The 19983-nt window shown below is 58.1% G+C and carries 23 protein-coding genes; 13 read left to right on the forward strand and 10 right to left on the reverse strand.

Features of this window, described 5'->3' with window-relative positions; translation table 11 throughout:
- Window positions 1-40: 40 nt before the first annotated feature.
- Entirely contained in the window at window positions 41-1117 is a 1077-nt protein-coding gene (gene hppD / locus V8J63_RS18380; protein ID WP_016774910.1) for a 4-hydroxyphenylpyruvate dioxygenase, read from the reverse strand.
- Between the two features lie 351 nt (window positions 1118-1468).
- Here hppD and V8J63_RS18385 point away from each other — a divergent pair, with 351 nt between their 5' ends.
- Window positions 1469-3004 carry an EAL domain-containing protein gene (locus V8J63_RS18385; protein WP_336464461.1) on the forward strand — a complete coding sequence of 512 codons (1536 nt, stop codon included), beginning with the start codon at window positions 1469-1471 and terminating at the stop codon, window positions 3002-3004.
- Between the two features lie 227 nt (window positions 3005-3231).
- Window positions 3232-3597 carry a histone-like nucleoid-structuring protein, MvaT/MvaU family gene (locus V8J63_RS18390; protein WP_016774912.1) on the forward strand — a complete coding sequence of 122 codons (366 nt, stop codon included), beginning with the start codon at window positions 3232-3234 and terminating at the stop codon, window positions 3595-3597.
- A gap of 215 nt (window positions 3598-3812) precedes the next feature.
- Here V8J63_RS18390 and V8J63_RS18395 read toward each other — a convergent pair whose 3' ends face one another.
- A complete protein-coding gene (locus V8J63_RS18395; protein ID WP_282385248.1) occupies window positions 3813-4331 on the reverse strand; it encodes a DUF4946 domain-containing protein in 519 nt (172 codons plus the stop codon).
- 137 nt (window positions 4332-4468) lie between these two features.
- Here V8J63_RS18395 and gloA point away from each other — a divergent pair, with 137 nt between their 5' ends.
- Window positions 4469-4990: a lactoylglutathione lyase gene (gene gloA / locus V8J63_RS18400; RefSeq protein WP_125918636.1), complete on the forward strand. Its 522-nt coding sequence runs from the start codon at window positions 4469-4471 to the stop codon at window positions 4988-4990.
- A gap of 252 nt (window positions 4991-5242) precedes the next feature.
- Here the strand turns inward: gloA and ahpF are convergent, their stop codons facing one another.
- The 3 genes from ahpF to V8J63_RS18415 form a co-directional block, all read right to left on the reverse strand.
- Window positions 5243-6805, reverse strand: coding sequence for an alkyl hydroperoxide reductase subunit F (gene ahpF / locus V8J63_RS18405; RefSeq protein WP_223630980.1), 1563 nt, complete (start codon window positions 6803-6805; stop codon window positions 5243-5245).
- A gap of 124 nt (window positions 6806-6929) precedes the next feature.
- Complete coding sequence (gene ahpC, locus V8J63_RS18410) at window positions 6930-7493, reverse strand: alkyl hydroperoxide reductase subunit C (RefSeq protein WP_016774916.1); 564 nt, start codon at window positions 7491-7493, stop codon at window positions 6930-6932.
- Between the two features lie 137 nt (window positions 7494-7630).
- On the reverse strand, window positions 7631-8569 hold the full coding sequence (locus V8J63_RS18415) for a site-specific integrase (protein WP_336464462.1): 939 nt from the start codon (window positions 8567-8569) through the stop codon (window positions 7631-7633).
- A 177-nt stretch (window positions 8570-8746) separates the two neighbouring features.
- Between V8J63_RS18415 and V8J63_RS18420 the strand changes: the two genes are divergently transcribed.
- A complete protein-coding gene (locus V8J63_RS18420; protein WP_336464463.1) occupies window positions 8747-9763 on the forward strand; it encodes a DNA-binding protein in 1017 nt (338 codons plus the stop codon).
- Here V8J63_RS18420 and gorA read toward each other — a convergent pair.
- Together gorA and galU are read right to left on the reverse strand one after the other, a co-directional pair.
- Complete coding sequence (gene gorA / locus V8J63_RS18425) at window positions 9760-11118, reverse strand: glutathione-disulfide reductase (protein ID WP_336464464.1); 1359 nt, start codon at window positions 11116-11118, stop codon at window positions 9760-9762. The genes V8J63_RS18420 and gorA overlap by 4 nt on opposite strands.
- A gap of 129 nt (window positions 11119-11247) precedes the next feature.
- Window positions 11248-12087 (reverse strand): UTP--glucose-1-phosphate uridylyltransferase GalU, encoded by an 840-nt coding sequence (gene galU, locus V8J63_RS18430; protein ID WP_024013124.1) that lies wholly within the window; start codon window positions 12085-12087, stop codon window positions 11248-11250.
- Window positions 12088-12345: 258 nt separating this feature from the next.
- Between galU and V8J63_RS18435 the strand changes: the two genes are divergently transcribed.
- Window positions 12346-12531 carry a hypothetical protein gene (locus V8J63_RS18435; protein ID WP_016774922.1) on the forward strand — a complete coding sequence of 62 codons (186 nt, stop codon included), beginning with the start codon at window positions 12346-12348 and terminating at the stop codon, window positions 12529-12531.
- A 140-nt stretch (window positions 12532-12671) separates the two neighbouring features.
- Complete coding sequence (locus tag V8J63_RS18440) at window positions 12672-12959, forward strand: hypothetical protein (RefSeq protein ID WP_071172599.1); 288 nt, start codon at window positions 12672-12674, stop codon at window positions 12957-12959.
- A 3-nt stretch (window positions 12960-12962) separates the two neighbouring features.
- On the opposite strand, the gene V8J63_RS18445 is transcribed toward V8J63_RS18440, so the two are convergent.
- The gene (locus V8J63_RS18445) at window positions 12963-13193 is read right to left on the reverse strand and encodes a hypothetical protein (protein WP_016774924.1); all 231 of its coding nucleotides are present in this window, start codon (window positions 13191-13193) and stop codon (window positions 12963-12965) included.
- Between the two features lie 72 nt (window positions 13194-13265).
- The gene (locus V8J63_RS18450; RefSeq protein ID WP_016774925.1) at window positions 13266-13622 is read right to left on the reverse strand and encodes a hypothetical protein; all 357 of its coding nucleotides are present in this window, start codon (window positions 13620-13622) and stop codon (window positions 13266-13268) included.
- Between the two features lie 210 nt (window positions 13623-13832).
- Between V8J63_RS18450 and V8J63_RS18455 the strand changes: the two genes are divergently transcribed.
- From V8J63_RS18455 to ada, 4 genes are all read left to right on the forward strand, one after another.
- Window positions 13833-14135 (forward strand): DUF1883 domain-containing protein, encoded by a 303-nt coding sequence (locus tag V8J63_RS18455; RefSeq protein WP_007912251.1) that lies wholly within the window; start codon window positions 13833-13835, stop codon window positions 14133-14135.
- A 28-nt stretch (window positions 14136-14163) separates the two neighbouring features.
- A complete protein-coding gene (locus tag V8J63_RS18460; RefSeq protein WP_024013125.1) occupies window positions 14164-14334 on the forward strand; it encodes a hypothetical protein in 171 nt (56 codons plus the stop codon).
- 8 nt (window positions 14335-14342) lie between these two features.
- Complete coding sequence (gene alkB, locus V8J63_RS18465) at window positions 14343-15014, forward strand: DNA oxidative demethylase AlkB (protein WP_336464465.1); 672 nt, start codon at window positions 14343-14345, stop codon at window positions 15012-15014.
- A gap of 80 nt (window positions 15015-15094) precedes the next feature.
- Window positions 15095-16156: a bifunctional DNA-binding transcriptional regulator/O6-methylguanine-DNA methyltransferase Ada gene (ada, locus tag V8J63_RS18470; RefSeq protein ID WP_130886936.1), complete on the forward strand. Its 1062-nt coding sequence runs from the start codon at window positions 15095-15097 to the stop codon at window positions 16154-16156.
- Here the strand turns inward: ada and acuI are convergent.
- Window positions 16146-17129 carry an acrylyl-CoA reductase (NADPH) gene (gene acuI / locus V8J63_RS18475; protein ID WP_336464466.1) on the reverse strand — a complete coding sequence of 328 codons (984 nt, stop codon included), beginning with the start codon at window positions 17127-17129 and terminating at the stop codon, window positions 16146-16148. The two genes, ada and acuI, sit on opposite strands and share 11 nt — an antisense overlap.
- A gap of 207 nt (window positions 17130-17336) precedes the next feature.
- Here acuI and V8J63_RS18480 point away from each other — a divergent pair, with 207 nt between their 5' ends.
- From V8J63_RS18480 to modB, 3 genes are all read left to right on the forward strand, one after another.
- Window positions 17337-18401 (forward strand): NAD(P)H-dependent flavin oxidoreductase, encoded by a 1065-nt coding sequence (locus V8J63_RS18480; protein ID WP_125927564.1) that lies wholly within the window; start codon window positions 17337-17339, stop codon window positions 18399-18401.
- A 187-nt stretch (window positions 18402-18588) separates the two neighbouring features.
- Window positions 18589-19302: a molybdate ABC transporter substrate-binding protein gene (modA, locus tag V8J63_RS18485; RefSeq protein WP_260466561.1), complete on the forward strand. Its 714-nt coding sequence runs from the start codon at window positions 18589-18591 to the stop codon at window positions 19300-19302.
- Window positions 19303-19983: a molybdate ABC transporter permease subunit gene (modB, locus tag V8J63_RS18490; RefSeq protein ID WP_125927562.1), complete on the forward strand. Its 681-nt coding sequence runs from the start codon at window positions 19303-19305 to the stop codon at window positions 19981-19983.

Below are 19983 nucleotides of genomic sequence, written 5' to 3' on the forward strand. Positions count from 1 at the left end.
GGCCCTGCATTTCTGCAGGCCGGGATTTTTTCATTTGAGATTACTCGGTGGTCAGCACACCACGACGCACCTGGTCACGCTCGATCGATTCGAACAGAGCCTTGAAGTTGCCCTCGCCGAAACCGTCGTCACCCTTGCGCTGGATGAATTCGAAGAACACCGGCCCCATCAGGGTTTCCGAGAAGATCTGCAGCAGCAGACGCTTGTCGCCCTGCTCCGAGGCACCGTCGAGCAGGATGCCGCGTGATTGCAGCTGATCGACCGGCTCGCCGTGGTTCGGCAGGCGACCTTCAAGCATTTCGTAGTAGGTGTCCGGCGGCGCGGTCATGAAGCGCATGCCGATTTTCTTCAGCTGATCCCAAGTCTTGATCAGGTCGTCGGTGAGGAACGCGACGTGCTGGATACCCTCACCATTGAACTGCATCAGGAACTCTTCGATCTGCCCGGCGCCCTTGGACGACTCTTCGTTGAGCGGGATGCGGATCATGCCATCCGGTGCGGTCATGGCTTTCGAAGTCAGACCGGTGTACTCGCCTTTGATGTCGAAGTAACGGATTTCACGGAAGTTGAACAGCTTCTCGTAGAAGTTCGCCCAGTAGGCCATGCGACCGCGATAAACGTTGTGGGTCAGGTGATCGATGATCTTCAGGCCGGCACCGACCGGATTGCGATCAACGCCTTCGATGAACACGAAGTCGATGTCGTAGATCGAGCTGCCTTCGCCGAAACGGTCGATCAGATACAGCGGCGCGCCGCCGATGCCTTTGATCGCCGGCAGGTTAAGCTCCATCGGACCGGTTTCGATGTGGATCGGCTGAGCGCCGAGTTCGAGTGCGCGGGAATAGGCCTTCTGCGAATCCTTCACGCGAAACGCCATGCCGCAAACGGACGGGCCGTGTTCGGCGGCGAAGTAAGAGGCGACGCTGTTGGGTTCGTTGTTGAGAATCAGATTGATCGCGCCCTGACGATAGAGGTGCACGTTCTTGGAACGGTGGGTCGCGACTTTGGTGAAGCCCATGATCTCGAAGATCGGCTCCAGCGTGCCGGGAGTCGGCGCTGCGAACTCGATGAACTCAAAGCCCATCAGGCCCATTGGGTTTTCGTATAAATCTGCCATGGTGACGCCTCATCATTTCTTATCAATTAACCAGGGTTATTTGTCAGGAAAGTGATGTAGAGGGAGGCGCACAGGAGATGCCACGCACGCTGCGCGCGAGGAAGTCTCCGTAGATCAGTTGGAACCCGAATATCTTCATTGTCGACCCAAGGCTCTTGCGGGCGAGGCTTCTGCTGCCAGAAGACGATTATTATTGTATGCGTAAATCGATTCTACACAGCGTAACGGGACATGTCTGCCCTCTGTATAAAATCCGCTTTTTTTCGTACGGCGCAAGAGCCATCTGCGATCTATTCTCCCCTCTGGCTCAATTGTCTATCGGGCCGGACTTCGACGCCACAGGATGTGTCCATGCCGCTGACCCGCAGACCCCGCCGCAAACGCAGGACCCGCATCGTCGTGACTGTGCTCAGCGGTCTGCTGCCGATCGTACTGGGCAGTGGGATTCTTTATATGCAGGCAGAACGCACACTGCAGCAAAGTGCCGGGGAAACGGCCGAACAAGCGCTGCGACAGTTCGATTTGATGCTCGATAACACGGCAGAAGCCGCTCGGGTCCTGCTGCCGCTTGCCGGGAAAAATTGCGAAGAGGTGAAACTGGCCCTGCGCGAACAAGTGACCCGCCGCCCCTTCGTGCGCTCGACCAATCTGGTCTGGGACAACAATCTCTACTGCAGCTCACTCTTCGGGGCGTTCCAGGAAGCCGTCAATGCCGGGGACTATCATCAAGGCAAACTGTGGTTGATGAACGGCAATCCGGTGACGCCCGATACGGCATTGTTGATCTACCGTCTCAGCGACGGTCGTGGTGGCGCGCTGACCACACTGGATGGCTATCACTTGAGCAACATCCTGCGCCTGATCGGCCGCCAGACATTACTGACGTTGCAAGTGGGCGATAACTGGCTGTCCGCCGACGGCAAAGTTCATCAGGGATCACTGCCTGCCCCGCCGGTCGCGCACAGCCTGCTGGAATCCAAGCGTTACGGTTTCAAAGTGTCGGCGGGTTTCCCCCAGGGCGAAGTCCGGCGTTACATGGCGGCTGAATATCCTCCGCTGTTCAGTCTGTTGATTTTCTTCGGTGCAATCTCCGGTGCCATTGGCCACTTCGTTCAGAAGCGATCGACCTCGCCCAGCCACGAAATGATGCGCGCACTCGAGGCCGGGGAATTCATTCCGTACTTCCAGCCCGTGGTTCACGGCGACAGCAAGCGATGGTCGGGTGCCGAAGTGCTGATGCGCTGGAATCACCCGAAAGAGGGGCTGGTACGCCCGGATCTGTTCATTCCATTTGCCGAGCACTCAGGTCTGATCGTGCCGATGACCCGCGCGCTGATGCAACAGACTGCGGCCCTGCTGGGACCGCACTCTGTGAACTTCGCCAAGCCTTTCCATATCGGCATCAACATCAGCGCCAGCCACTGCCAGGATCTGGAGCTGGTCGAGGATTGTCGTGACCTCTTGGCGGCGTTTGCGCCCGGCAGCGTCGAACTGGTGCTGGAATTGACGGAGCGCGAACTGATCGAGCCGAGCGACATCACGCTTAAGCTGTTTGAGCAATTGCATGCACTGGGAGTAAAAATCGCGATCGACGACTTTGGTACCGGGCACTCGAGCCTTGGTTATCTGCGCACCTTCAACGTCGACTTTCTAAAGATCGATCAGAGCTTCGTGGCCATGATCGGTGTAGACGCGTTATCGAGGCATATTCTCGACTCCATCATTGAACTGTCGGCCAAACTGGACTTGGGCATTGTTGCCGAAGGTGTCGAAACTCAGGCCCAGGCTGATTACCTGACCGAGCATAACGTTAACTTTTTGCAGGGCTATTTGTACGGTAGACCGATGCCTGGCGCTGATTTCCTCGAAGCATTAACTCATCATTAAATCGCCGACACTGCCCGCCGAACAACCGCACCAAATTGATACAAAAAGTCATTGTTGTTACATGGCGACAACATCAGGATTTACTCTTGTCGCATTAACTACTACAATTTTTTCAACCTGAGCCAGACTGGCAGGTGAGCCAATTATCACCGAGTCGCTTCCAGGCTCTTGGCTTATAGCTTTGTTTGCGGTTGGTATCAGCCAAACACACTATTGGAGTAAAGATATTGTCCAGACTCGCTGAATTTCGCGCAGCTGAAAAGGCCCTTCAGGAACAGCTCAAACAGCTGGAATCGCTGAAGAACGATGCCGGGCTGAAGAAAGAAATCGAATTCGAAGAAAAGCTCCAGGGACTGATGAAAACCTATGGCAAAGGCCTGAAAGACATCATCGCCATCCTTGATCCAAACCCGGCAAAGTCCGGTCTGCAGCAGTCCGCAGCGCCCAAGACCCGCCGCGCCCGCGTGGTCAAGGTTTATCAGAACCCGCACACTGGCGAGCTGATCGAAACCAAGGGCGGCAACCATCGCGGTCTGAAAGCCTGGAAAGAGCAGTACGGTGCAGCCACTGTGGATTCATGGTTGCGCGGTTAATCTGACGCCAACAAAAAGCCCTGCCTGATGCAGGGCTTTTTTATTGACAATATCTAACAAATGAAATGATTTTCATCGAACAAGTTGGAAATTTGTGTAACGCTTCTGAATCATCAGGCTAAACATTTTGCTGCGCGATGTTACCTCGAGCGCATGATCAAACTATGTGCTTAATCCTTTCCGGCAAGCGAACTGCTGCGAGTTAGTACGAACGTTTATAATTTCAGGCTGTTGCGCGCCGCTTCTATATCGTCGGCGCTCGCCTTATAAACGTCGGCCTGACCGGCATATGAAAGTACGTAAGCCTTGTCTGTTTCCACAGCTGCCACCAACGTTTGTGATAATACGTGTCGACCGTTCTCGGTGACCGTGCAGGTCGTCTCCAGCCCGGACAATGAGCCGAGCGCAGCCGGATGAATTCTGTTGCAGACGCTCTGATAACCACTGCGGAAAAAATCCTTCTGGATCGATTTGCGCATTTCCAGCAGCACGCCTTGCAAATTGACCTGATGCCCCGCCTCCACTTGCGTCATGGTCAACTCCATCACCATCACCTGATTGCCATCAGCATCGAGCTTCACCGCCCGTTGCCGCGAGACTGGCGGCGCGGTTTCCGGCAATGCTTCAACCTCCCAGCCCGTCGGCCAAGTGATACTTGGTTCGGCCATTACGGGTAAAACCACAGCCGACGACAAAGCAAAAAAAACAAACACGGATTTCAACAGTCGGATCATTGCCGGACGCACTCATGGATAGAAAGCAAAGTCTGAGCTCCGCCTTCGCGCAGGGCAAGCCCGCCTTGCATTTGGCGATGCCGGCCGGCATGCGTATCATTGCGCCCATTCACTCGCCCATTGTTATTGGAGGGCCCATGAGCCTCAACGAACTGAACACTTTCCCCGGCGTGACTGCCACGCCAGACAGCGCAACCCGCAACTTCGTGTTCAACCACACCATGCTGCGCGTGAAGGACATCACCAAGTCGCTGGATTTCTACACCCGCGTACTGGGTTTCTCGCTGGTCGAGAAGCGTGATTTCCCGGAAGCCGAGTTCAGCCTGTACTTCCTCGCGCTGGTCGATAAATCACAGATCCCGGCCGACGACGCTGCGCGTACCGAATGGATGAAATCGATCCCGGGCATTCTCGAACTGACCCACAACCACGGCACCGAAAACGATGCCGACTTCGCCTATCACGACGGCAACACCGATCCGCGTGGCTTTGGCCACATCTGCATTTCGGTGCCGGACATCGTCGCAGCGTGTGCACGCTTTGAAGAGCTGGGTTGCGATTTCCAGAAGCGTCTGACCGATGGCCGGATGAAGAGCCTGGCATTTATCAAGGATCCGGATGGTTACTGGGTTGAAATCATTCAGCCTGCGCCGCTGTAAAAGCTGAAAGCCCCTCACCCTAGCCCTCTCCCAGAGGGAGAGGGGACTGATTGCGGGATGTTGGAGAATTACGCCGACTTGAACGATTGGCGGTGAATCCATAATCGACCGGCTCTCTCAGGTCGATGGATGACTTCAGACACCTCGGTCGGCTCCCTCTCCCTCGGGAGAGGGCTGGGGTGAGGGGTGGCTTTCCACGCGCAATAAAAAACCCATGATCGCTCATGGGTTTTTTCATTTTCGACCTGGCAGTTACGCCGGGGCCGAAGTCCGGATCAAGTGATCGAACGCACTCAACGAAGCCTTGGCGCCCTCGCCCACTGCGATCACGATCTGCTTGTACGGCACAGTCGTCACGTCGCCCGCTGCAAAGATCCCCGAGATCGAAGTCTCGCCACGGTTATCGACAATGATCTCGCCACGCGGCGACAGCTCGATGGTGCCCTTCAGCCAATCGGTGTTCGGCAGCAGACCGATCTGTACGAAGATGCCTTCCAGCTCAACCGTACGCAGCTCATCTGTGGTGCGATCCTTGTAACGCAGGCCGTTGACCTTCTCGCCATTGCCGGTGACTTCAGTGGTTTGCGCACTGGTGATCACGGTGACGTTCGGCAGGCTGTGCAGCTTGCGTTGCAGCACGGCATCGGCACGCAGTTGCACGTCGAATTCCAGCAACGTTACGTGCGACACGATACCGGCCAGATCGATGGCCGCTTCAACGCCGGAGTTACCGCCGCCGATCACCGCCACGCGCTTGCCTTTGAACAACGGGCCGTCGCAGTGCGGGCAGTACGCCACGCCCTTGTTGCGGTATTCCTGCTCGCCCGGAACGTTCATTTCGCGCCAGCGTGCGCCGGTGGCGAGGATCACGCTCTTGGCTTTCAAAGTTGCACCGCTGGCGAAGTGGACTTCATGCAGCTCACCGTTCTTGCCCGGGATCAGCTTGTCGGCGCGTTGCAGGTTCATGATGTCGACGTCGTACTGCTTGACGTGTTCTTCCAGCGCCGTGGCCAGTTTCGGCCCTTCGGTTTCCTGCACGGAAATGAAGTTCTCGATGGCCATGGTATCGAGCACCTGACCGCCGAAACGCTCAGCCGCGACACCGGTGCGGATGCCTTTACGTGCGGCATAAATAGCCGCCGAAGCACCAGCAGGGCCCCCACCGACGACCAGCACGTCAAAGGCTTCTTTGGCGCTGATCTTCTCAGCCTGACGGACGATGGCGCCGGTGTCGAGCTTGGCGAGGATTTCCTCAAGGCCCATACGGCCCTGGCCGAAGTTCTCGCCGTTGAGGTAAATGCTCGGCACGGCCATGATCTTGCGATCGTTGACTTCGTCCTGGAACAGCGCGCCGTCGATGGCGACATGGCGGATGTTCGGGTTGAGCACGGCCATCAGGTTCAGCGCCTGGACGACGTCCGGGCAATTCTGGCAAGACAGCGAGAAGTAAGTCTCGAAGCTGAACTCGCCTTTGAGCGAGCGAATCTGCTCGATGACTTCAACGCTGGCCTTCGACGGGTGGCCACCGACTTGCAGCAGGGCCAGCACCAGCGAGGTGAATTCGTGGCCCATTGGAATGCCGGCGAAACGCAGGCTGATGTCGGCTCCAGGGCGATTGATCGAGAACGATGGCTTGCGGGCATCGTCACCGCTGTCGATCAGAGTAATTTGACTCGAAAGACTGGCAACGTCTTTCAGCAGGTCCAGCATTTCACGGGATTTCGCACCGTCGTCGAGGGATGCAACGATCTCGATCGGTTGGGTGACCCGTTCCAGGTACGATTTCAACTGGGCTTTAAGATTGGCGTCCAACATACGGGCGATTTCCTTTATTTGAGGCGAAAAAAAGCCCGAGCGAATCTCGCCCGGGCATTTTTATTGGGCGGTGCAGCTAACTTAAGAAGGTGCGGCGTGCCGTCCTGCGTTGCATGTCACAGACTTAGATCTTGCCGACCAGGTCCAGCGACGGAGCCAGAGTGGCCTCGCCTTCTTTCCACTTGGCCGGGCAAACTTCGCCTGGGTGTGCAGCGACGTACTGAGCAGCCTTGATCTTGCGCAGCAGCTCGGAAGCGTCACGGCCAACGCCGCCATCGTTCAGTTCAACGATTTTGATCTGGCCTTCAGGGTTGATCACGAAGGTACCACGGTCAGCCAGACCAGCTTCTTCGATCAGCACGTCGAAGTTGCGCGAGATGACGTGGGTCGGGTCGCCGATCATGGTGTATTCGATTTTGCCGATGGCTGGCGAAGTGTTGTGCCAGGCAGCGTGAGCAAAGTGGGTGTCGGTCGAAACGCTGTAGATTTCCACGCCCAGCTTCTTGAACTCAGCGTAGTTGTCGGCCAGGTCTTCCAGCTCGGTTGGGCAAACGAAAGTGAAGTCGGCTGGGTAGAAGAACACTACGGACCACTTGCCTTTCAAGTCAGCATCCGAGACTTGAACGAAGTCGCCGTTTTTGAACGCGGTAGCTTTGAACGGTTTTACTTGGCTGTTGATGATAGGCATCGATGACTCTCCGTCAGGGGTTATGAAGTTGATGGGTGAATCCTACCCACTCACTCGACGGAAGGCTCATTGGCAAACCTGATACTGCTGATTTGTTTTCGCTATTAGCTGACTGTATTAATAGAAGAAAACGATCTCTACGCTTGATCCGGCTTATCCATAATCCGAGCCATTCCCTGGAATGGGCTGACCTCAACATAGCGCATGGCGGATTTCATGTCCTTCCAGCCGACGTAGCTCATCAGCGATTTCAGGTCCCAGCCGCTTTGATGCGCCCATGTGGCAAAGCCACGCCGCAGTGAATGGCTGGTGTAGTTGGCGGCGGCAATCCCGGCGCGCTGCAAGGCCTTGCGCAACAAGGGAATGATGCTGTTGGCGTGCAAGCCCTCCTCGCTCAGATTGCCCCACCGATCAATGCTGCGGAAAACCGCGCCGCGTACCAGCGCGGCCTCGGTAATCCAGTCGATGTAAGCCTGCACCGGACACAGCTTGAGCAGCGCCGGGGCCTGGTAGGTCTGCCCGAGGTTTTCCCGGTCGCCCTTGCTGCGCGGCAGATACAAAGTGATGCCCTTGCCAGCACTCGCCTGCACATGCTCGATCTGCAGGCGGCACAACTCATCGCTGCGAAAGCCGCGCCAGAAGCCCAGCAAAATCAGCGCGCGATCCCGATAAGCCTTGAGCAAAGTCGGGCGATCCTGATCCTGGCGGGCGGTTTGCGCCTCCTGCTCCAAGCAATCGATCACTCGTTGCAAATCCTGCAGTTGCAACGGCTCAGCCTGTTTTTCCTGCGCCGGATGCAATGCGCGAATGCCCTTGAACACCTTGCGCACCACTGGCGCCTTCGTCGGATCGGCAAAGCCCTGACTGTTGTGCCACTGCGCCAGCGCCGACAGGCGCAATTTGAGGGTGTTGATCGACAGAACCCCGGCGTGCTCCACCAGATAGCGCGCAACGCTGTCGGCAGTAGCCGGGAGAAATCCGCCCCACGTCACCTCGAAATGCTCAATAGCCATGCGATAGCTGCGGCGAGTGTTGTCCCGGGTGGCGGCTTGCAGATATCGATCGATGTCACTCATGGGCAGTTTTCTCGCTTGTGTACGGGTTCACTCATGCAGGTGCGCATTTTGCCGCCTGACATTGGGTAATACCAGTATATCCCGCGTGTTTTAATTCAAATATTTACCTATATTTTCAGCATGGTACACTGCGTACTTTAGTGGCATGTACCACAGTACGTAACCGTAGGAGTTCACATGGCCCGTGGCGGCATTACCAAAGCACTGGTGCAAATCGCGCGCACAGCGATCCTGGCTCGCGGCGAACACCCAAGCATCGATGCAGTACGCATTGAAATGGGCAACACCGGCTCGAAAACCACGATCCATCGTTACCTGAAAGAACTGGATGACGGCGCACAACCAGCAGAAGCGTCAGCCGAACCGATCGATGATGAGCTGACCGCCCTCGTCTCTCGCCTCGCCCAGCGCCTGAAAGAACAGGCGCAGGAGCCCATCGAGCAAGCCCGCGAACAGTTCGAAGAGCAACGCGAAGCACTGGAAACCGAGCTGAAACAGGTTCGCCAGGCGCTGGAAAAACTCGAGCACGATCACGACATTCAAGGCGCCGCACTGCAACGCGAATCTGAAGCGCTGAGCAACACCCGCTCGATGCTGCAAACCGAACAGACGCGCAACGCCGGTCTCAACCAGGCACTGGCCGATTTTGAATTGCGCTTGCAGGACAAGGACGAGCAGATCCGCTCACTGGAAGAAAAACACTTGCACGCTCGCGATGCGCTGGAGCATTACCGTAACGCCACCAAGGAACAGCGCGAGCAGGAACAGGCCCGCCACGAAGGGCAAATCCAGCAGATCCAGGCCGAGCTACGCCAAGCCCAGCAGAGCGCGCTGGTGCGTCAGGATGAGATCACACAGTTGCACCGCGACAACGAACGCCTGCTCACCGAGAACCGTGGCACCCAGCGCGAGCTGAACTTGTTGCAGGATCAGCTCAAGCAGAGCAATCAGCGGCAGGATCAATTGCTCGAGCAGGCGACGCGCACGGATAGCGAGCGCACCCTCCTCCAGGAACGTCTGCGCGTCGCGACGCTGGAAAGCCAGGCGCTCAAGCAGAGCGTCGACGAACAGACGCAGCTCAATCAGTCATTGGAAAAGGAGTTGCTCAAGGCTCAGGCGAGCCTGGAAGAGAGCCAGCGTCTGGCGGCTACCGTTGCGGCAGCGCCAGACTCAGCCAAAGCGGAGGACGCTTAAGCGCCGACCGGCGTGCGCATGGTCACAAACTCTTCGGCAGCCGTCGGGTGCACCCCGATGGTGTCGTCGAAGTCGCGCTTGGTCGCGCCGGCTTTCAAGGCGATCGCCAGACCTTGCACAATCTCGCCAGCGTCCGGGCCGACCATGTGGCAGCCAAGCACCTTGTCGGTCTTGGCATCGACTACCAGCTTCATCAGGGTTTTCTCCTGACAGTCAGTCAGGGTCAGCTTCATCGGGCGGAAGCGGCTTTCGAAGATCACCACTTCGTGGCCACATTCGCGCGCCTCTTCTTCGCTCAAACCGACTGTGCCGATGTTCGGCAGGCTGAACACGGCGGTCGGGATCATCTTGTAGTCCACCGGGCGGTATTGCTCCGGCTTGAACAGACGCCGCGCCACAGCCATGCCTTCGGCTAGCGCGACCGGTGTCAATTGCACGCGACCAATGACGTCGCCCAGCGCCAGAATCGACGGCTCGGTGGTTTGATACTCTTCGTCGACTTTGATGAAGCCCTTGTCGTCCAGTTGCACATCGGTATTTTCCAAGCCCAGATTGTCCAGCATCGGACGCCGACCGGTGGCATAGAACACGCAATCGGCTTCGAGTACGCGACCATCCTTGAGCGTCGCCTTCAAGCTGCCGTCGGCCTGCTTGTCGATGCGTGCGATGTCAGCATTGAATTGCAGGTCGAGGCCGCGCTTGGTCAATTCTTCTTGCAGGTGCTTGCGCACCGACCCATCGAAACCACGCAGGAACAAATCGCCGCGATACAGCAGCGTGGTGTTGGCGCCGAGGCCATGGAAAATCCCGGCGAACTCGACCGCGATATAACCGCCGCCAACCACCAGCACACGCTTGGGCAGCTCTTTGAGGAAGAACGCCTCGTTCGAACCGATCGCGTGCTCGTGCCCCGGAATTTCGGGAATCTGCGGCCAGCCGCCGGTGGCGATCAGAATGTTCTTTGCCGTGTAGCGCTCGCCATTGACTTCGACCTCGTGCGGCCCGACGATTTTCGCGTGCGCCTCGTGCAGGGTCACGCCGCTGTTGACCAGCAGATTGCGATAAATGCCGTTAAGGCGATTGATCTCGCGATCCTTGTTGGCGATCAGCGTAGCCCAGTCGAAGTTGGCCTCGCCCAGGTTCCAGCCGAAACCGGACGCCTGCTCGAAGTCCTCGGCAAAGTGCGCGCCGTAGACCAGCAGCTTTTTCGGCACGCAACCGACGTTGACACAGGTGCCACCCAGGTAACGGCTCTCGGCCACCGCCACTTTCGCCCCGAAGCCTGCGGCAAACCGCGCAGCTCGCACACCGCCGGAACCGGCACCAATCACATAAAGGTCAAAATCGTAGGCCATTTCTATCTCCTCGGCAGGCCATCAGCATACCCGCAGTCATCCATTGGGCAAGCACTGCCATCCATATAAGGGCGGAAAATGAAAAAGCCACCCGGAGGTGGCTTTCTTTTGCAGACGAGGCAAACGCTATCAGTAAGCTTTGCCAGTCTTGTAGAAGTTTTCGAAGCAAAAGTTGGTCGCGTCGATGTAGCCTTCAGCGCCACCGCAGTCGAAACGCTTGCCCTTGAACTTGTAGGCCATCACGCAGCCGTTCTGGGCCTGCTTCATCAGGGCGTCGGTGATCTGGATTTCACCGCCCTTGCCTGGCTCGGTCTGTTCGATCAGGTCGAAGATGTCCGGGGTCAGGATGTAGCGACCGATGATCGCCAGGTTCGACGGCGCGTCTTCCGGCTTAGGCTTCTCGACCATGCTGTGTACGCGGTAGATGTCATCGCGGATCATTTCGCCAGCGATTACGCCGTACTTGTTGGTTTCCTGCGGATCGACTTCCTGGATAGCGACGATCGAGCAGCGGAACTGCTTGTACAGCTTGACCATCTGGGTCAGCACGCCGTCGCCATCGATGTTGACGCACAGGTCGTCCGCCAGGACCACGGCGAACGGTTCGTCACCGATCAGCGGGCGGCCAGTCAGGATCGCGTGGCCCAGACCTTTCATTTCGGTCTGACGGGTGTAGGAGAACGAGCACTCGTCCAACAGCTTGCGGATGCCAACCAGGTACTTTTCCTTGTCGGTGCCCTTGATCTGGTTTTCCAGCTCGTAACTGATGTCGAAGTGGTCTTCCAGAGCACGCTTGCCACGGCCAGTGACGATGGAAATCTCAGTCAGGCCCGCGTCCAGTGCTTCTTCAACGCCGTACTGGATCAGTGGCTTGTTTACCACCGGCAGCATTTCTTTAGGCATGGCTTTGGTCGCTGGGAGGAAGCGAGTGCCGTAACCGGCTGCTGGAAACAAGCATTTCTTGATCATATAAGTCCTTGAAAAGGCTGTGTGTACGAGTTTCGAGGCAGTCTAATCAGGCGGCGTGCGCCTTACAATGCCCCGCGCTGGCTAACCGATGCCAACATAGAGAAATATTCGCGCGGATAGTTCCATCCGGGTATTTCAGCGGCGGAATCAGCGTAGCTCAAGATTCGGGCAAACAGGATCACCATACGCTTATCAGCCCCCAATGCGAGCATTTGCCGCTATCATGGCGTCTTTGAACCAGCGAACGAGAATGACCAGATGGCTGCGGTAAAAATCATCAACGGGTATGTGATCGACAAGAAAGACGGCAAGTGGACGCTGACCACCACCAACGGCGAACATATCGCCGGGCCTTTCGACAGCGAGCAGATGGCGACGGATGTAGCCTCGGTGTTCACCGATACACCTGCTTCTTCCAAGCGCCGTGGTAAAGATCAAGACTGATCCTGCCAGCACTTGCGCCAAGCCCTGCCAGAACGCAGGGCTTTTTTGTGCCTTGTTGGCAAACAAGTGGCCAATCGCTATAACCTTTTCATCGCGGCGCTGTCAGAGCAACCAGTCCCCCACTTGAAGATCACGCAACCATGAACCTGAACAAACTGCAGCCGCTTCTCGCGGTATTGGTATTGAGCGGCTGTGCCACTTCGCAGCCCACCTATCTGAACAATGGCGAACAGGGTCTGAGCATCGACTGTTCCGGCGAAGCCAACTCCTGGGCCATGTGCTACGAAAAGGCCGATGCCTCCTGCGCTGGCACCGGTTATCGCATCGTCGGGACCGATGGCACGCCGGCGCCCAAGGAAGATGACAAAACCCTGGGCGTTGACGTTGGCAATTACAAGACCCGCAACGTCGTGGTCGTCTGCAAGTAAGCCTTACATGTGGATTTCGGCGAACTTGATCCCGAGGCCACGGACGACCTCGATCAGATCGTCGAGGCGATTGAAGGACTCGACTTCGTCATTGTCATCCACCAAAAAATAGCTGCGACCTGCACTCTTCTTGAAAAACACGATCCATTCACCGGGATTCGCCGGGTTCTGGATGACATGGGTGGCAGAGATAAGGCCCTCTGCGTGGCGCTCCCGCACATGCTCTCGCTTCATCGCGACTCCATAAATGACAATGCCGCCACAGCAGGACTGTGACGGCATCGGGTGCTGATGTTCGCTAGTCTATCAGCCGGAAATACAGGCGTTCGCGGCTTTCTGTACATCGCGAGGGCGAACCGGCACGTTGGACATGCGCTCATGCAGCTTGATGCTGCTGCCGCCGGCGCGATCCTCGATATCAAACACGGCTGCCGGGCCTGACGAAAGTTTGCCGGGAACGATGACTCGTACACCGTCCTTCTGCGGCTGGACTTGCAACGCACCACGACTGTCAGCGAGCTTGTCGGTCAGACACTGCGCATACTCCTGGGGTTTTTTGCCGGAGATCACGCTCATGGTTGGCAGTGTTTCATTGATTTCGGAAACATTTGCACAACCGGCCATCGCCAGAATCAACGGCACACACACCACACCCCACTTCATATAAATCCTCCGTTAAAGACCGTCCGACAGCACAAATGCCGCTTTTCTCCGGGGCCTTGTGCATTTAACCCGCCTGCCGTGGCGAAGTTCTGTTCAAAATTTGTCAAAGCAACGCCCGACGGCCAGATAATAACCCGTGCGGGCTGATAAACTGCGCCCATCGACAAGCTATCGTTTTGATTTAGTAGAAAAAGCCCTTCTGGAGGCGCCATGAAATTCATTCACCAGCGCGAGCACCTCAACGAAGACGACATCGTCGTCATTCAATGCTCGCAGATGTGCAACATCCGTTTGATGAACGACGCCAACTTCCGCAGCTTCAAAAACGGCGGCCGTCACACCTACCACGGCGGCGCGTTCGACACGTTTCCGGCACGCATCACCGCACCGAGCACCGGCTTCTGGAACATCACCATCGACACCGTCAACCGCCGCGCAATCAGCGTCACGCGCAAGCCGACGCTGACCCACTCGATCAAGATCATCCGTCGCTCCAGCACCAAACTGAGCTGAGACGCACAGCCTATTCTGAAAGGGAAACATGACCGTGGCGCAAAAAACCAAATACGTGATCAAGTACAAACTGGACGGTGAACAGCGTTTCGAGTTCGCCGAACTGGAAACCGGCACTGACGAGGAAGCGAAAGCGGCGCTGAAGAAAATGCACGCTGACGAAGAACTCAGTGAGATCAAAGTCAGCAAAGCGCTGTAACCAACACCATGCACCCAACCACGTTCGACCTGTTCGCCGACAACGAACCCGTGCAGCAACCACGCGCCGAGCAGATCGGCGAGCAATCGTGGGTGCTGCGCGGTTTTGCCTTGTCACGGGTCGAGCAACTGCTGACCGAGCTCGAAGCCATTCTTGTCGCCGCCCCGCTACGCCACATGGTCACGCCCGGCGGTTTCAGCATGTCGGTCGGCACCAGCAGTTGCGGGCAGTTGGGCTGGATCACTGATCGCAGCGGTTACCGCTATTCCAGCGTAGATCCACTCAGCGGCTTTCCGTGGCCATCGATGCCGGCGGTGTTTGCCGATTTGGCCCACGAGGCGGCGGAACGCGCCGGCTTCCCGGGTTTTCAGGCCGACTCCTGCCTGATCAACCAATACGTCCCCGGCGCCAAGATGTCGCTGCATCAGGACAAGGACGAAAAGGGTTATGCCGCGCCCATCGTTTCGTTGTCGCTGGGGTTGCCGGCGATGTTTCTGTTTGGCGGTTTTGAACGCAGCGATAAAACCCGGCGCATCCCGCTGCTGCATGGCGACATGGTGGTCTGGGGCGGCGTGGACCGTCTGCGCTATCACGGCGTGCTGCCAATCAAACCCGGCCATCACCCGCTCTTGGGCGAACGGCGCATCAACATCACCTTCCGCGTTGCTGGCGATCAGTAAAAGTTTGACCGCAAGGCGCGGAGTGTCGCGGGTTACGATGCTGGTTAACCTGACTCAAACAGGTCAACGGATTCCCTCTCATGGACACGCTTTCGAAGACGATCAGAACTGAAGACGATCCACGCTGGGCTGCCGTGGTTGCGCGCGATCCGCGTGCGGACGGGCAGTTTGTCTACGCAGTAAAAACCACCGGCGTTTATTGCCGACCGAGCAGCCTTGCGCGCCTGCCCAAACCGCAGAATGTCGAGTTTTTCGACACCGCCGAAATGGCCGAAGCAGCGGGATACCGGGCAAGCAAACGCGCCAGCAAGGACCAGAATGACGCGCAGCACGCGGCGATCATCGCAGCGGCCTGCCGGCAAATCGAAGCGTGCGAGACATTGCCCGCGCTCGACAGCCTCGCGGCGAGCGCCGGCCTCAGCCCTTTTCATTTCCATCGAGTATTCAAAGCTGCGACAGGCCTGACGCCCAAGGCTTACGCCATGGCGAATCGTTCACGCAAGCTGCGTGCGCGCCTGGCGGACGGCGGCTCGGTGACCGACGCGCTGTATGACGCCGGATTCAATTCCAACAGCCGTTTTTACGAATCAGCCGATCAACTGCTGGGCATGAAGCCCACCGATTACCGCGCCGCCGGGCAGAACAACGACATTCGCTTTGCCGTTGGCCAATGCTCGCTTGGGGCGATTCTGGTGGCGCAAAGCGAACGTGGGATCTGCGCGATTCTGCTCGGCGACGATCCGCATCAACTGGTCTGCAACCTGCAGGATCAGTTTCGCAAGGCCAACCTGATCGGCGCCGACCGCGAATTTGAACAGTTGATTGCCAGCGTCGTCGGCTTTGTCGAAGCACCGGCGAAAGGCCTGAACTTGCCGCTGGATATACGCGGCACCGCGTTTCAGGAGCGCGTCTGGCAGGCGCTGCGGGAGATTCCCGCAGGCCGCACCGCCAGTTATGCCGAAATCGCGCAACGTATCGGCGCGCCGACTTCGATGCGTGCGGTGGCCCAGGCTTGCGGGGCCAACCGCCTGGCGGTGGCGATTCCCTGCCACCGCGTGGTACGCAGCGATGGCAACCTTTCCGGCTACCGCTGGGGCGTCGAGCGCAAACGCCAACTGCTTGAGCGCGAACTCAACGATTGACGTCGACCACCACCCTGCCCCGCAGTTGCCCGGCAAGCAGTTTGGGCGCAGCCTCAAGGGCTTCGCTCAGGCTGATTTCCTGACTGATCAGCTGCAATAAAGAGAAATCCAGATCCCTGGCCAGTCGTTCCCAGGCCTCGATACGGCGTGCTTTGGGCTGGGTCACGCTGTTGACTCCAGCCAGCGTCACGCCGCGCAGAATGAACGGCGCTACCGAGGCCGGGAAATCCATGCCTTGCGCCAACCCGCATGCCGCAACCACGCCTTCCGAACGCGTGCTGGCGCAAGCGTTGGCCAATGTATGGCTGCCGACCGAATCGACCACCGCCGCCCAACGCTCCTTCGCCAATGGCTTGCCCGGTTCGGACAAGGTGGCGCGATCGATGATTTCGGCAGCGCCCAATTGCTCCAGATATTCATGCTCGGACACGCGGCCGGTGGATGCCACCACGCGGTATCCCAACTTGCTGAGCAAGGCAATGGCAAAGCTGCCGACCCCGCCGTTGGCGCCGGTGACCAACACTTCACCGTGATCCGGCGTCACGCCATGGCGCTCCAGCGCCAGAATGCACAGCATCGCCGTGTAGCCGGCGGTGCCGATGGCCATGGCTTGCGCCGGGGTGAAAGCTTCGGGCAGTGGAATCAGCCAGTCACCGTTGAGCCGGGCCTTTTGCGCCAGTCCGCCCCAGTGGCTTTCACCGACGCCCCAACCGTTGAGCAGCACCCGATCGCCCGCCTTGAAATCCGCATGGGAACTGGACTCGACAGTCCCCGCCAGATCGATCCCCGGCACCATGGGAAACTTGCGTACCACCGGACTGCTGCCGGTAATCGCCAGGCCGTCCTTGAAATTCAGGGTGCTGTAAGCCACGTTCACGCTGACGTTGCCTTCGGGCAGTTGCTGCTCATCGATTTGCTGCAGATTGGCGCGATAACCGCTGTCGTCTTTGTCGATCAGAATGGCATTGAACATGACGGCCTCTCGAAAATGATTTGAAACAAGCATGCGTTGAAATAGCACATCGCAACACATTGCCACACTCGACTTTCGCCAAGCCACCCGCACCGACGCTGAAAAACTGCACGTGATGTTCAGAATTTCAGACTGGCCCCGCATCCGGGTTTGCTGTTAAAAAACGCGTGCCGTCCCTGCCCGTTTCATCGTTCGGAGATTTGCTATATGAGCCAGTGGCCAGACACCCGCATCCTTGATCTTCTCGGGATCGAACTGCCGATCATCCAGGGCCCGATGGCCGGGGCGACCAACTCTTCGATGGTGATTGCCGTGTGCAATGCTGGCGGCCTCGGTTCAATGCCGGCAGCGATGCTGAGCAGCGAGCAACTGCGCGAAGAACTGAAGACGATTCGCCAGCACACCACCAAGCCGTTCAACGTCAATTTCTTCTGCCACCAGCCACCGGCGCCAGATGAACAGAGAGCCCGGGACTGGAAAAATCTGCTCGAACCTTACTACCGCGAACTCGGTGCCGATTTCGAGGCGCCGACGCCGGTGTCCAATCGCGCACCGTTTGACGAGGCCGCGTGTGCCGTGCTCGAAGAATTCCGTCCCGAAGTGGTGAGTTTTCATTTCGGGCTGCCGGAGAAAAATCTGCTCGATCGGGTCAAGGCGACCGGGGCGAAAATCCTTTCGTCTGCGACTACGGTCGAAGAAGCGATCTGGCTGGAGCAACACGGCTGCGATGCGATTATCGCCATGGGTTATGAGGCCGGTGGCCATCGCGGGATGTTTCTCAGCGATGATCTGAGCACCCAGGTCGGCACCTTCGCCCTGGTGCCGCAGGTGGTCGACGCGGTGAAAGTGCCGGTGATCGCGGCGGGCGCGATCAGCGATGCGCGAGGCGTTGCCGCAGCTTTCATGCTCGGCGCATCGGCGGTGCAAGTCGGCACGGCGTACCTGTTCACGCCGGAAGCCAAAGTCAGCGCCTCACACCACAAGGCCCTGCGCACCGCCAAGGAAAGCCAGACCGCCATCACCAACATTTTTACCGGACGTCCGGCGCGGGGCATTGTCAATCGGGCGATGCGTGAACTCGGCCCGATGTCAGCGCAGGCGCCGGCCTTCCCCTTGGCTGGCGGTGCGCTGATGCCGCTGCGGGCCAAGGATGACGCCGATTTTGCCAACCTCTGGGCCGGACAGGCGCTGACGCTCGGCAAGGATATCGGCAGCGCTGAACTGACCCGGCAACTCGCCGAAGGCGCCTTGGCGAAACTCAACCGTCATTGAATTTACGCGGCGAGCGGATTTATTCCCTCGCCACTTGGCGACGTATCGCTATATATTTCCGTATACAGCGATTGCGCCCGTGTATCGGCGTTATCCAAAGCAAAGCATTTACCGCGGATCACGGAGCCTTTACATGACACTTGCTGCCACACGCCTCGCCCCTGCCTGCTTCGCTTCACTCCTTGCAATGTTCAGCATGGGCACCGCGCAGGCTGACGAAGTGCAAGTGGCGGTCGCCGCCAACTTCACCGCGCCAATCCAGGCCATCGCTGCCGACTTCGAAAAAGACACCGGCCACAAACTGGTCGCCGCCTATGGTGCAACCGGCCAGTTCTACACCCAGATCAAGAATGGCGCACCGTTCCAAGTGTTTCTCGCAGCTGACGACGCGACCCCGGCAAAGCTTGAGCAGGAAGGCGAAACCGTCAAAGGTTCGCGCTTCACCTACGCCATCGGCACGCTAGCGCTGTGGTCAGCGAAAGAAGGCTACGTAGATGCGCAGGGCGAAGTGTTGAAAACCAACCAATACCAACACCTTGCGATCGCCAATCCAAAAGCAGCGCCATACGGTCTCGCCGCCACCCAGGTGCTGGAAAAACTCCAGTTGAGCGAAGCCACGAAAAGCAAAATCGTTGAAGGCCAGAACATCACGCAGGCCTACCAGTTTGTCTCCACCGGCAACGCCGAACTGGGCTTCGTCGCCCTGTCGCAAATCTACAAGGACGGCAAGGTGAGCAGCGGCTCAGCATGGATTGTTCCGGCCACCCTGCATGATTCGATCAAACAAGACGCGGTGATCTTGAACAAAGGCAAGGACAGCGCCGCTGCCAAGGCCCTGGTCGATTACCTCAAGGGGCCGAAAGCCGCTGCGGTGATCAAATCCTTCGGATATGAACTGTAAATGTCACTGACCAGTGCCGACTTCGCCGCGATCTGGCTGACCCTGAAACTGGCGTCACTGACCACTGCGATCCTGCTGCTGATCGGCACGCCGATCGCGCTGTGGCTATCGCGCACCTCGTCGTGGTTGCGCGGGCCGATCGGCGCCATCGTCGCCCTGCCGCTGGTGCTGCCGCCGACGGTGATCGGCTTTTATCTGTTGCTGGCGCTGGGGCCGCACGGTTTTCTCGGCCAGTTCACTCAATGGTTGGGGCTGGGCACGCTGACGTTCAGTTTCACCGGGCTGGTCATCGGTTCGGTGATCTACTCCATGCCGTTCGTGGTGCAACCGCTGCAAAACGCTTTCTCGGCGATTGGCACCCGCCCGCTCGAAGTCGCGGCGACCTTGCGCGCCAATCCCTGGGACACGTTCTTCAGCGTGATCCTGCCGCTGGCGCGCCCCGGCTTCATCACCGCAGCGATCCTCGGCTTCGCCCACACCGTGGGTGAATTCGGCGTGGTGCTGATGATCGGCGGCAACATTCCCGACAAGACCCGCGTGGTTTCGGTGCAGATTTACGACCATGTCGAAGCGCTGGAGTATGCCCAGGCGCACTGGCTGTCTGCGGCGATGCTGGTGTTTTCGTTTCTGGTGTTGCTGGCGCTGTACTCCAGCCGCAAGACCCGCGCAGGCTGGAGCTGA

This window comes from Pseudomonas sp. CCNWLW23, assembly GCF_037095675.1.
Taxonomy (GTDB): Bacteria; Pseudomonadota; Gammaproteobacteria; order Pseudomonadales; family Pseudomonadaceae; genus Aquipseudomonas; species Aquipseudomonas atacamensis.

Coding starts and splice junctions, on each gene's coding strand:
- V8J63_RS18460 (WP_024013125.1), top strand. CDS start 14,164: ATGACCGTGGCGCAAAAAACCAAATACGTGATCAAGTACAAACTGGAC.
- V8J63_RS18395 (WP_282385248.1), bottom strand. CDS start 4,331: ATGATCCGACTGTTGAAATCCGTGTTTGTTTTTTTTGCTTTGTCGTCG.
- V8J63_RS18480 (WP_125927564.1), top strand. CDS start 17,337: ATGAGCCAGTGGCCAGACACCCGCATCCTTGATCTTCTCGGGATCGAA.
- ada (WP_130886936.1), top strand. CDS start 15,095: ATGGACACGCTTTCGAAGACGATCAGAACTGAAGACGATCCACGCTGG.
- V8J63_RS18415 (WP_336464462.1), bottom strand. CDS start 8,569: ATGAGTGACATCGATCGATATCTGCAAGCCGCCACCCGGGACAACACT.
- modA (WP_260466561.1), top strand. CDS start 18,589: ATGTTCAGCATGGGCACCGCGCAGGCTGACGAAGTGCAAGTGGCGGTC.
- ahpF (WP_223630980.1), bottom strand. CDS start 6,805: ATGTTGGACGCCAATCTTAAAGCCCAGTTGAAATCGTACCTGGAACGG.
- V8J63_RS18435 (WP_016774922.1), top strand. CDS start 12,346: ATGGCTGCGGTAAAAATCATCAACGGGTATGTGATCGACAAGAAAGAC.
- V8J63_RS18420 (WP_336464463.1), top strand. CDS start 8,747: ATGGCCCGTGGCGGCATTACCAAAGCACTGGTGCAAATCGCGCGCACA.
- acuI (WP_336464466.1), bottom strand. CDS start 17,129: ATGTTCAATGCCATTCTGATCGACAAAGACGACAGCGGTTATCGCGCC.
- alkB (WP_336464465.1), top strand. CDS start 14,343: ATGCACCCAACCACGTTCGACCTGTTCGCCGACAACGAACCCGTGCAG.
- V8J63_RS18445 (WP_016774924.1), bottom strand. CDS start 13,193: ATGAAGCGAGAGCATGTGCGGGAGCGCCACGCAGAGGGCCTTATCTCT.
- modB (WP_125927562.1), top strand. CDS start 19,303: ATGTCACTGACCAGTGCCGACTTCGCCGCGATCTGGCTGACCCTGAAA.
- galU (WP_024013124.1), bottom strand. CDS start 12,087: ATGATCAAGAAATGCTTGTTTCCAGCAGCCGGTTACGGCACTCGCTTC.
- V8J63_RS18385 (WP_336464461.1), top strand. CDS start 1,469: ATGCCGCTGACCCGCAGACCCCGCCGCAAACGCAGGACCCGCATCGTC.
- V8J63_RS18440 (WP_071172599.1), top strand. CDS start 12,672: ATGAACCTGAACAAACTGCAGCCGCTTCTCGCGGTATTGGTATTGAGC.
- gorA (WP_336464464.1), bottom strand. CDS start 11,118: ATGGCCTACGATTTTGACCTTTATGTGATTGGTGCCGGTTCCGGCGGT.
- ahpC (WP_016774916.1), bottom strand. CDS start 7,493: ATGCCTATCATCAACAGCCAAGTAAAACCGTTCAAAGCTACCGCGTTC.
- gloA (WP_125918636.1), top strand. CDS start 4,469: ATGAGCCTCAACGAACTGAACACTTTCCCCGGCGTGACTGCCACGCCA.
- hppD (WP_016774910.1), bottom strand. CDS start 1,117: ATGGCAGATTTATACGAAAACCCAATGGGCCTGATGGGCTTTGAGTTC.
- V8J63_RS18450 (WP_016774925.1), bottom strand. CDS start 13,622: ATGAAGTGGGGTGTGGTGTGTGTGCCGTTGATTCTGGCGATGGCCGGT.
- V8J63_RS18455 (WP_007912251.1), top strand. CDS start 13,833: ATGAAATTCATTCACCAGCGCGAGCACCTCAACGAAGACGACATCGTC.